This window comes from Kitasatospora sp. MBT63 (assembly GCF_000710465.2).
Taxonomy (GTDB): domain Bacteria; phylum Actinomycetota; class Actinomycetes; order Streptomycetales; family Streptomycetaceae; genus Kitasatospora.
This window is the reverse complement of sequence record NZ_JAIZ01000815.1, coordinates 351-8,675: the sequence shown is the minus strand read 5'-3', so window position 1 is coordinate 8,675 and position 8,325 is coordinate 351. Positions and strand designations below refer to the sequence as shown.

Genomic DNA, 8,325 nt, shown 5'->3' with positions numbered 1-8,325 from the left:
CCCCCGGGGGGGGCCCCCGCCGATCCGCAGCGACACCACGACGTCGCGGACCCGGCCGACCTGGTCGCCGTTGGGGTCGAAGACGGCCACGCCGGAGAGGTGGGAGATGAAGACCCGGCTTCCTGGCCCTGCCATCGGCTCCCGCTCTCTCTCGCTCCGCCTCGCTCCGTGCGCCGCGCCCAGGCTACCCGGGCGGCCACCGGCCAGCCCGCCGACCTGCGGCGCGGGTGACGGCCCGGCACCGGCCGGGCGCGCCGCCCCGCGGGTCAGCGCCCGCGGCGCCGCAGCAGCAGCCGGGGCAGGCCGGCCGGGATCGGCTGCCGGGTGGTCGCGGGGGAGGGCATCGGTTCGGCGCTGAGCGGGCCCTCGGGCATCGCGCCCGGCTGCTCGCTCAGCGCGCCCGCCGGGGCGAGCCGCAGCACCCGGCACTCGCGGGCCCAGCGGTCGCCGATGGTGTCGGTGTCGGGCGCGTTCAGCCGCTTGCCCTTGAGTTCCTCGACCGCCCCGAGCCAGGCCTCGCTCCGCGGGGCCAGCTCGGTGACGGTGGCGGGCCAGCTGGTCAGCCGCCCCCACTTGTCCTTGGAGCGCACGGTCACGGTGGCGGCGGTACCGGCCGCGAGGCCGTGCAGCGGCTGCTCGGCGCCGTCGCCGACCACCACGACCGCGCCGTCGTGCCAGGCGTGCCAGACGGCGCGCGCCTGCGGCTGTCCCTCGGCCCTGACCCAGAGCAGGCCGGACTTCTTCGCGGCCTCCTCCAGCAGGGCGCGGTCGAGGAGGTCGGCTGCCGTGGTCGTCGAAGGCTCCATGGCCCACAGCGTAAGGCCTGGGGGAGACCCGGCCGGTCCCGGGCGCTGCAGGACCGGCGGGCCCGCCGCGCCCGGGTGGCCCGGGCCCGTCTCATCGCTCAGGACGACAGTGCCATGGCCCGTTTAGAGGCCTTACCGTTGTCGGGTCCGTCCCGACGGATCCCCCGCCTGCGCCACCGAGGAGAGCCGTGCCCGCCGCCCCGACCGACGACGTCACCGCCGCCGCCCCCGCCGGGGTGGCCGACGCCGCCGGGCAGCCGCCCGCGCTGCCCCGGATCGACCTGCTGCTGCTGGCCGTCTCCGTCGCCGGCATCTCGCTCTCGGCGCCCCTGATCAGCGCCACCGCCGCGCCCGCGCTGGCCATCGCCTTCTGGCGCAACGTCATGTCGGTCGGCGTCCTCGGCCCGTACGCGCTGGCGCGGCACCGCGCCGAGCTGCGCGGGATCGGCCGCCGGGCGCTGCTGCTGGCGATGGCCGCGGGCGGGCTGCTGGCCCTGCACTTCGCGCTGTGGATGCCCTCGCTGCGGATGACCTCGGTGGCCTCCGCGACCGCGCTGGTGACCACCACGCCGCTGTGGACCATCGTGCTGCTGCGGCTGTTCGGCCACCGCCCCCCGCGGCTGGTCTGGATCGGCACCTGCGTCGCCTTCCTCGGCGTGCTGGTGCTGACCGGCGTCGACCTGTCGCTCTCCGCCCGGGCGCTGCGCGGTGACGCGCTGGCGCTCGGCGCGGGCCTGGCGGCGGCCGGCTACATGCTGCTCGGTGCGGAGGTCCGGCGGACCGTCAGCACCACCGCGTACACCCTGATCTGCTACGCCACCACGGCCGTGGTGCTGCTGGCCACCTGCCTGGCGGCGGGCACCTCGCTGTCCGGCTGGCCGGCCGGGGTGTGGTGGCAGATCGTGCTGCTGATGGTGGCCGCCCAACTGCTCGGCCACTCCCTCAGCAACCGGGTGGTGCGCACCCTGGGGCCGTCGGTCACCTCGACCGCGATCCTGCTGGAGACCCCGGGCGCGGCCCTGATCGCCGCCTTCTGGCTCGGCCAGTGGCCGCCGGTGGCCGCGTACCCGGCGGTCGCGCTGATCCTGCTCGGCCTGGTCCTGGTCGCCCGCGGCGGCCGCCGCTGACGGCCGGGCCGCCACGGCGGCCCATCCGGGGCCACCGCGACCGCGGGGCTACAGCCAGCCGTTGCGGCGGAAGCCCCGGTACATCCCGACGCAGATCACCAGCACGCTGCCGAGCACCAGCGGATAGCCGTACTTGTGGTGCAGTTCGGGCATGTAGTCGAAGTTCATGCCGTAGATGCCGGTGATCATGGTGGGCACCGCGAAGATCGCCGCCCAGGCGGTGATCTTGCGCATGTCCTCGTTCTGCGCCACCGAGACCTGCGCCAGGTTGGCCTGGAGCAGCGAGTTGAGCAGTTCGTCGAAGCCGTGCACCTGCTCGGTGACCCGGGCCAGGTGGTCGGCGACGTCGCGGAAGTACTTCTGGATGTCCGGGTCGACCAGCCGCTGCAGCGGGTCCGACAGCAGCTGCATCGGCCGCAGCAGCGGGGTCACGGCCCGCTTGAACTCCAGTACCTCGCGCTTGAGTTGGTACACCCGGCCGACGTCGGCGCCACGGCCGCCCTTGTTGGCGAAGACATCGAACTCGATCTCGTCCACATCGGTCTGCAGCCGGTCCGCCACCAGCAGGTAGTTGTCCACCACCTGGTCGGCGATGGCGTGCAGCACCGCGGCCGGGCCCTTGGCGAGCAGCCCCGAGCCGTCCGCGTCGGCCTCCAGCCGGTGCCGCAGTTCGTGCAGCGAGCTGTGGCCGCCGTGCCGGACGGTGATCACGAAGTCCCGGCCGGCGAAGACCATCAGCTCGCCGGTCTCGACCACCTCGCTGGTCGGGGTGAGCTGGTCGTGGTCGACGTAGCGGATGGTCTTGAAGACCGCGAACAGCACGTCGTCGTACCGCTCGACCTTGGGCCGCTGGTGCGCGTGGACCGCGTCCTCCACGGCCAGCGGGTGCAGGCCGAAGCGCTGGGCGATGCCCTCGAACTCGGCCTCGGTCGGCTCGTGCAGGCCGATCCAGCTGAACGAGCCGGTGTCCTCCTGCTGGAAGAGCTTGACCAGCCGGGCCGCCTCGCGCGGGCTGCAGGCCTCGCCGGCCCGCTTGCCGTGCTGGTAGACCGCGCAGTCGACGACGGCGGAGATGGGGTGGCCGGGGTGCAGCGGGTCGTAGGCGTCGGTCCGGCGGCGGCCCGGACGGACGGCGGCGCGCAGGCTGTTGATCATCGACATGGCAGCAGGCTCCTTGGGCAGGAACCGTCGCGCGGCGGCACTGTGGACGGCCTGTGCGACGGCGGGAACACCGATGGATGCCGGGCCGAGCGGCAGCGGGCAGGCTGCCAGGTGTCCGGGAAACCCGCGTGAGGGGCGGAGTTTGGACGATTCGGCTCCGGGGAAGGTGCTCTCCCGACCGGACGCGGCGCCGCCCTACCTACCGAGGGATCAGGGCAGGTCGCGGCGGAGGCGGACAGATCGGGCAGAGCTGCCGGTACTGCATGGTCGGCTGGTATCCACCGCAACCACCTCCTTCATGCCGCGGCTCCGAGTGTCAGAAGACTCGGGTGGCCATCTCCTCACACTAACAGCTATGGCTCGGGCCGTGTTGGAGTGTGCCCCAACCCGGCCCGGCCGCAGGGCGGCTAAGGTCGCGTCCATGGCGCACGATTTCCCGCTCTTCGGTGACTTCCCCACTCCTGACGAGCCGTCGGAGCTGACCCGGGCCGCGGTCCTCGCCGCCGTCGAGGCGAGACTGCTGACCGCGTTCGGCGAACCGGCCGGCCGGGCCTCGGTCACCTTCCTGGGTGCGGACCGGATCGAGGTGCTGCGCTTCGGTCCGGACACCGACGCGCTGGTCCGCTACGCGACGCTCGGGATGTCTGCCGCACCGATGGCCGACCCGTCCGCGGCGGTGGCCGACCCGGTCCGGGGTCCGCGCGCCGAGTTGGTGCTCAGCGTCCGCGGGGGGCGCGACGAGGTGCTCCGCACGCTGGCCACGTTCGCGGCGACTCCGCAGGTGGAAGGGCTGGTGGTGGCCCCCGGCGGCTCGCTGGACCTGGGTGCCCCGCTCTGGCCGGGCGCGCCGTTCACCTCGGTGCTGGTGGCCGAGCCGGGCGGTCTGGTCGAGGACCTCGAACTGGCCGAGCCGGCCGAGCCGGTCCGCTTCCTGCCGCTGCTGCCGATGACCCCGAACGAGGCCGCGTTCAAGCGGGTGCAGGGCGCGGAGGCGCTGCAGGAGCGCTGGCTGCGGCACGGCACCGACCTGCGCGACCCGCAGCGCCGGGCCGTCCCGCTGGACTGATCCGCGGCCGCGCGGCGGCGGTCAGCTGTACGACTTGATGAAGGCGAACACGCCGCTGGCGACCAACTGGACGGCGATCGCCGACAGCAGCAGGCCGGACAGCCGAGTGATCAACACCACACCGCCCTCCTTGATGATCCGGATGATCACCAGCGAGAAGCGCATGGTCAGCCAGAGCACCACGTGCATGACGACGATCGCCACCCAGACCGCCGCGTACTCGGCGCCGCCGTCCGCCTTCTGCACGGCCAGGATGACCGCGACGATCGCCCCGGGCCCGGCCAGCAGCGGGGTGCCGAGCGGGACCAGGGCGACGTTGACGTCCTTGGTCTGGGTCGGCTCGTCGATCTTGCCGGTGAGCAGGTCGAGCGCGATCAGCAGCAGCAGGATCCCGCCGGACACCTGCAGTGCGGGGATCGAGACGTGCAGGTAGTCCAGGATCTGCTGGCCGAACAGGCCGAAGCAGGTGATCACGCCGAGCGCGACCGCCGCCGCCTGCCAGGCCATCCGGCGCTGCACCCGGGCGGCCCGGCCGGAGGTCAGCGCCAGGAAGATCGGGATGGTCCCGGGCGGATCCATGATCACGAACAGGGTGACGAAGAGCGACCCGAAGACGGTGGTGTCGAAGACGCTCACCGCTCGGCCTCGCACTGGTGAGGCTCGCTCATGCCGGGTTCTCTCACTGGGCGTTCCGTACGGATTGCCCGATTCTGTCATGTGATGTCCGCCCGGCCGTGGCGCCGCGGCGCGACACCGCCACCCGGCGCGGTCGCCCGCCGACGGCTCTCCCGCCGCCTGCGCCCCGGTCGGCCGGTCAGCCGGTGAGCGGCCGCGCGCCGGTCGCCTGGGCGACCAGGGCCTCGTACACCGCCGGGTCGGTGGTGTGCTCGCCGAGCCGGACCGTCTTGCGGGCGCCGTGGTAGTCGCTGGACCCGGTGGTCAGCAGGCCGAGTTCGGCCGCCAGGCCGCGCAGCCGGGCCCGGGTCGGCTCGTCGTGGTCCATGTGGTCCACCTCCAGGGCCGCCAGGCCCGCCGCCGCCAGGTCGGCGATCACCTCGTCGGAGACGGTGTCCCCGCGCTTGGCCGCACCGGGGTGGGCGAACACCGGGACCCCGCCGGCCGCCCGGACCAGCCGCACGGCCGTGACCGGATCGGTCTCGTGCTTGCGGACGTCGGCCCGCCCGCCGTTGGCCAGCCACTCCGCGGTGAACGCGTCCGAGACGGTCGGCACCACACCCGCCTCGACCAGCGCGCTGGCGATGTGCGGGCGGCCCACCGAGCCGCGTCCCGCGATCCGTTCGACCTGCGCCCAGTCGATCGGCGCGCCCAGCTCCCGGCAGCGCTCCACGATCAGCCGGGCCCGCCGGAACCGGTCGGTGCGCACCAGCTCCCGCTCGGCGGCGAAGGCCGGCTCGGCCGGGTCGAAGAGGTACGCGAGCAGGTGCAGGCTGACGCCGTCGGTGTGGCAGGACAGCTCCGCGCCCGGCACCAGGGTCAGCCCGGTGCCGGACAGCGCCTCGGCGGCCTCGGCGTGCCCGGCCACGGTGTCGTGGTCGGTCAGCGCGACCACGTCCAGCCCGGCGGCGACCGCCGCGGCGACCAGCTCGGCCGGGCTGTCGGTGCCGTCGGAGGCGTTGCTGTGGGCGTGCAGGTCGATGCGCACGACGGGGCTCCTGTGGGTCGGGTGGCCCCAGGATAGTCAGCGCGCGGGAGGCTCCCGGACGCTCAGCCGAGCAGCCGCGGGGAGAGCGCGCCGCAGGGCAGCAGGCCGAGCTCGGCGCCCGCGTCCCGCAGGTCGGTGATGACCAGCTCGTCGTGCATCAGCAGGGCGGACTGCTCGGGCCAGGCGATGGCCCAGAGCCAGAGCCCGCGGGCCTCGCCGACGTACACCGCGCGGTCGGGCGGGGCCTCCGGCACGTGGAACATCGGGGTGGGCCGGCCGGCCGCCATCAGCTTGGCGTCGGCGGGCTTGTAGAGCGAGACCGAGTCGCCCGGGTCCGGGCCGGGCAGCCCCGCGTACCGGGCGCCGAGACCGACGCCGAGCTCTTCGGCGACCAGCACCAGCTCGCCGAAGCCGCCCAGCGGTGCGGGCCCGGAGCAGGCCACCGCGGTGGCGCGGGCGCCGGAGAGGTCGTCCCCTGCGTGCGAGATGCCGGTGAAGAGCCAGCCGACGGGCAGCGGCCAGGGCAGCCAGACGGGCACCTGCGAACGGGCCACGGCCACCCCGAGCGCCTCGACGCTCGGCGGCAGTACGGGCTGCATCGGGTAGACGGCGCCGTGCTGGTCACACTGCCAGGTGTCGGAGAACAGGCCTGGGGCGCGGACCCGACCGGCGCACCTCGGGCAGCTTGGCTCGCCCCTCATAGCCGACAACGGTCCTCCCTCCGGTCCGCCGCGTCAAGGACGGTCACCCGTACGTGGTGCGTCGCGCCGCCCGGCCAGGTGCGGCCGGTGGCGGATGCGGCCTCGGTAGGGCATGTCCCGGCGGCCGGGGTGCCAAACACCGGGCTGGTCGCAGGCCCGGCGCGCGGGTCCCGCGGCCCTTCGGGGCCGGGAGGCCCGGGAAAGCACTGACGCCCCGTTCCTCGTGGTGCGGAACGGGGCGTCAGCCGGGTATCGGAACGTCGGACGCGGCCTCGGCCGGTCCGGTCCCGCTCAGATCGCCTTGCACGGCCGGATGTAGAGGCGCTCGCCGGTCAGTGCGGCTGCCTTCAGGTACTCCCGGACGGTCTCGGCGTCGGCGATCAGGCGGTCGGTGGCGGCGCCCTGGGCGTCGTCCAGGCGGAGGATCTCGAAGCGCATGGGCCTCTCCCTTCCTGGCCCCGGTGAACGGGGCGTCGTCGGCCGAGGCTGGCTCGGCCCTGGCTGGGGCGGTGGTCCGGTCGGTGCTGCTGGTGCCCGCATCGCGCTCCCCCCGTCGGCGGTGGTGCTCCGATGGCGGCCGGTGTCCGGCGGATGCGCTGCGGCCCCATGGACCACGGTGCACGGTCGGTGCTTCCGGCTGGTTGCCCGTCCGTTAAGTCCCGGTTTCGGGTGACTCTCGTCGTCGAGGCCGGTGCGGGACGGGGTGGTGGACGTGGCTGAGCGGGCAGGGTGATTCCCGGACAGAATCAAATATTACCCGAGCTAACGAATTTTGTCGCCTGCTCTGTGGCGGCACGGTGAACCCACGGTGCCGGGCGGCCGGGCACGGGGTGCCCGGCCGGCACCGGGAGGTCCGGTCCTGAGGTCCGGTGACGCGGTGGCGGGGTCAGCCCCAGAAGGCGGCCAGTGCGGCCGCCGTCGCGGCCGGCTGCTCGGCGTTGGGCGAGTGCCCGGCGTCCTCCACCACGACCCGCTCGGCGCCCAGCCGCCGGGCCATCGCCGACTGCTCCTCGACCGGCCAGGCGTAGTCCTGCACCCCGGACAGCACCAGCTTCGGCAGCGGGCACCCGGCCAGCTCGGCCACCCGGTCCGGCGCCGAGACGAGGTGCGCCCCCATGGTGCTCAGCGCCTGCGGCACGTTGGCCAGCCAGCGGCGGTGCAGGAAGTCCGCGACCTCCGGCGGCAGCGCGACGGCCGGGGCCTTCTCCATCTGCTGCATCACCTGCCAGATCGGCTCCAGCTCCATCGTGGCCAGCGCGTCCACCAGCAGCTTGGTCCGGGCGGCCTCGGCCGGGTCGATCGCGCCCGGGCCGGTGGCGAGCAGCGTCAGCGACGCCCACGGGGGCGGACCGTCCCCGGCCGCCGCGAGCACCGCCTCCCGGACCACCTGGCCGCCGAAGGAGTGGCCCAGCAGGTGCAGCGGGCCGCCGTCGGCCAGCGCGTCCGACAGCGCCCGGACGTCCCGGCCCAGCTCCGCCACCGCGTACGCGGCCGGGTCGGCCGGACCGCCGGTCTCGTACTGGCCGCGCTGGTCGACCGCCGCCACCCGGTACCCCGCGTCGGCCAGCGGCTCGAGGAGGGCGATGAAGTCCTCCTTGCTGCCGGTGAAACCGGGCACCAGCAGCGCGGTGCCCCGGGCCGGGCCGGCCGGCTCGGCCAGCAGGAGCGCGAACTCCCCGCGGGCCGTCGGCAGCCGCAACGCCCGGGCGCAGGCGGGCAGGGTCAGGAACGGCGGGGTGCTCATCGGCGGCGTGCTCCTCGGTACCGGGACGGGGTTCCGAGCTTACGGCCGCGCCCGGTG

Annotated in this window: 9 protein-coding genes and 1 pseudogene; 2 read left to right on the top strand and 8 right to left on the bottom strand. The window is 74.5% G+C overall.

From position 1 onward, the window contains the following. Nucleotides 1-135 (bottom strand): annotated as a pseudogene (locus tag AA75_RS53265) (magnesium transporter); the annotation flags it as partial. A 131-nt stretch (nt 136-266) separates the two neighbouring features. After that, a complete protein-coding gene (locus AA75_RS42845; RefSeq protein WP_033825965.1) occupies nt 267-806 on the bottom strand; it encodes a hypothetical protein in 540 nt (179 codons plus the stop codon). Nucleotides 807-1,042: 236 nt separating this feature from the next. Here AA75_RS42845 and AA75_RS42840 point away from each other — a divergent pair, with 236 nt between their 5' ends. Continuing rightward, the gene (locus tag AA75_RS42840) at nt 1,043-1,933 is read left to right on the top strand and encodes a DMT family transporter (protein ID WP_051814384.1); all 891 of its coding nucleotides are present in this window, start codon (nt 1,043-1,045) and stop codon (nt 1,931-1,933) included. Between the two features lie 48 nt (nt 1,934-1,981). Here the strand turns inward: AA75_RS42840 and corA are convergent, their stop codons facing one another. Further along, nucleotides 1,982-3,094: a magnesium/cobalt transporter CorA gene (gene corA, locus AA75_RS42835; RefSeq protein WP_033825963.1), complete on the bottom strand. Its 1,113-nt coding sequence runs from the start codon at nt 3,092-3,094 to the stop codon at nt 1,982-1,984. Nucleotides 3,095-3,515: 421 nt separating this feature from the next. On the opposite strand from corA, the gene AA75_RS42830 reads away from it, so the two are divergent. Next, a complete protein-coding gene (locus tag AA75_RS42830) occupies nt 3,516-4,160 on the top strand; it encodes a suppressor of fused domain protein (RefSeq protein ID WP_082527264.1) in 645 nt (214 codons plus the stop codon). Nucleotides 4,161-4,181: 21 nt separating this feature from the next. Here AA75_RS42830 and AA75_RS42825 read toward each other — a convergent pair whose 3' ends face one another. The 5 genes from AA75_RS42825 to AA75_RS42810 all read right to left on the bottom strand — a co-directional run bounded on the left by AA75_RS42825 (nt 4,182) and on the right by AA75_RS42810 (nt 8,268). Continuing rightward, nucleotides 4,182-4,796 carry a MarC family protein gene (locus AA75_RS42825; RefSeq protein ID WP_033825962.1) on the bottom strand — a complete coding sequence of 205 codons (615 nt, stop codon included), beginning with the start codon at nt 4,794-4,796 and terminating at the stop codon, nt 4,182-4,184. A gap of 178 nt (nt 4,797-4,974) precedes the next feature. Beyond that, on the bottom strand, nt 4,975-5,823 hold the full coding sequence (locus AA75_RS42820; RefSeq protein WP_033825961.1) for a PHP domain-containing protein: 849 nt from the start codon (nt 5,821-5,823) through the stop codon (nt 4,975-4,977). Between the two features lie 62 nt (nt 5,824-5,885). Next, nucleotides 5,886-6,524, bottom strand: a complete 639-nt coding sequence (locus tag AA75_RS42815; protein WP_033825960.1) for a DUF6758 family protein — start codon at nt 6,522-6,524, stop codon at nt 5,886-5,888. Between the two features lie 291 nt (nt 6,525-6,815). Then, entirely contained in the window at nt 6,816-6,962 is a 147-nt protein-coding gene (locus AA75_RS51330) for a hypothetical protein (protein WP_199520562.1), read from the bottom strand. Nucleotides 6,963-7,410: 448 nt separating this feature from the next. Continuing rightward, entirely contained in the window at nt 7,411-8,268 is an 858-nt protein-coding gene (locus AA75_RS42810; protein WP_033825959.1) for an alpha/beta fold hydrolase, read from the bottom strand. Between the last annotated feature and the right edge of the window lie 57 nt (nt 8,269-8,325).

Bases quoted from the DNA above. Each gene is read 5' to 3' on its own strand.
- AA75_RS42845 (WP_033825965.1), bottom strand. From the start codon at position 806: ATGGAGCCTTCGACGACCACGGCAGCCGACCTCCTCGACCGCGCCCTG.
- corA (WP_033825963.1), bottom strand. From the start codon at position 3,094: ATGTCGATGATCAACAGCCTGCGCGCCGCCGTCCGTCCGGGCCGCCGC.
- AA75_RS42830 (WP_082527264.1), top strand. From the start codon at position 3,516: ATGGCGCACGATTTCCCGCTCTTCGGTGACTTCCCCACTCCTGACGAG.
- AA75_RS42815 (WP_033825960.1), bottom strand. From the start codon at position 6,524: ATGAGGGGCGAGCCAAGCTGCCCGAGGTGCGCCGGTCGGGTCCGCGCC.
- AA75_RS51330 (WP_199520562.1), bottom strand. From the start codon at position 6,962: ATGCGCTTCGAGATCCTCCGCCTGGACGACGCCCAGGGCGCCGCCACC.
- AA75_RS42810 (WP_033825959.1), bottom strand. From the start codon at position 8,268: ATGAGCACCCCGCCGTTCCTGACCCTGCCCGCCTGCGCCCGGGCGTTG.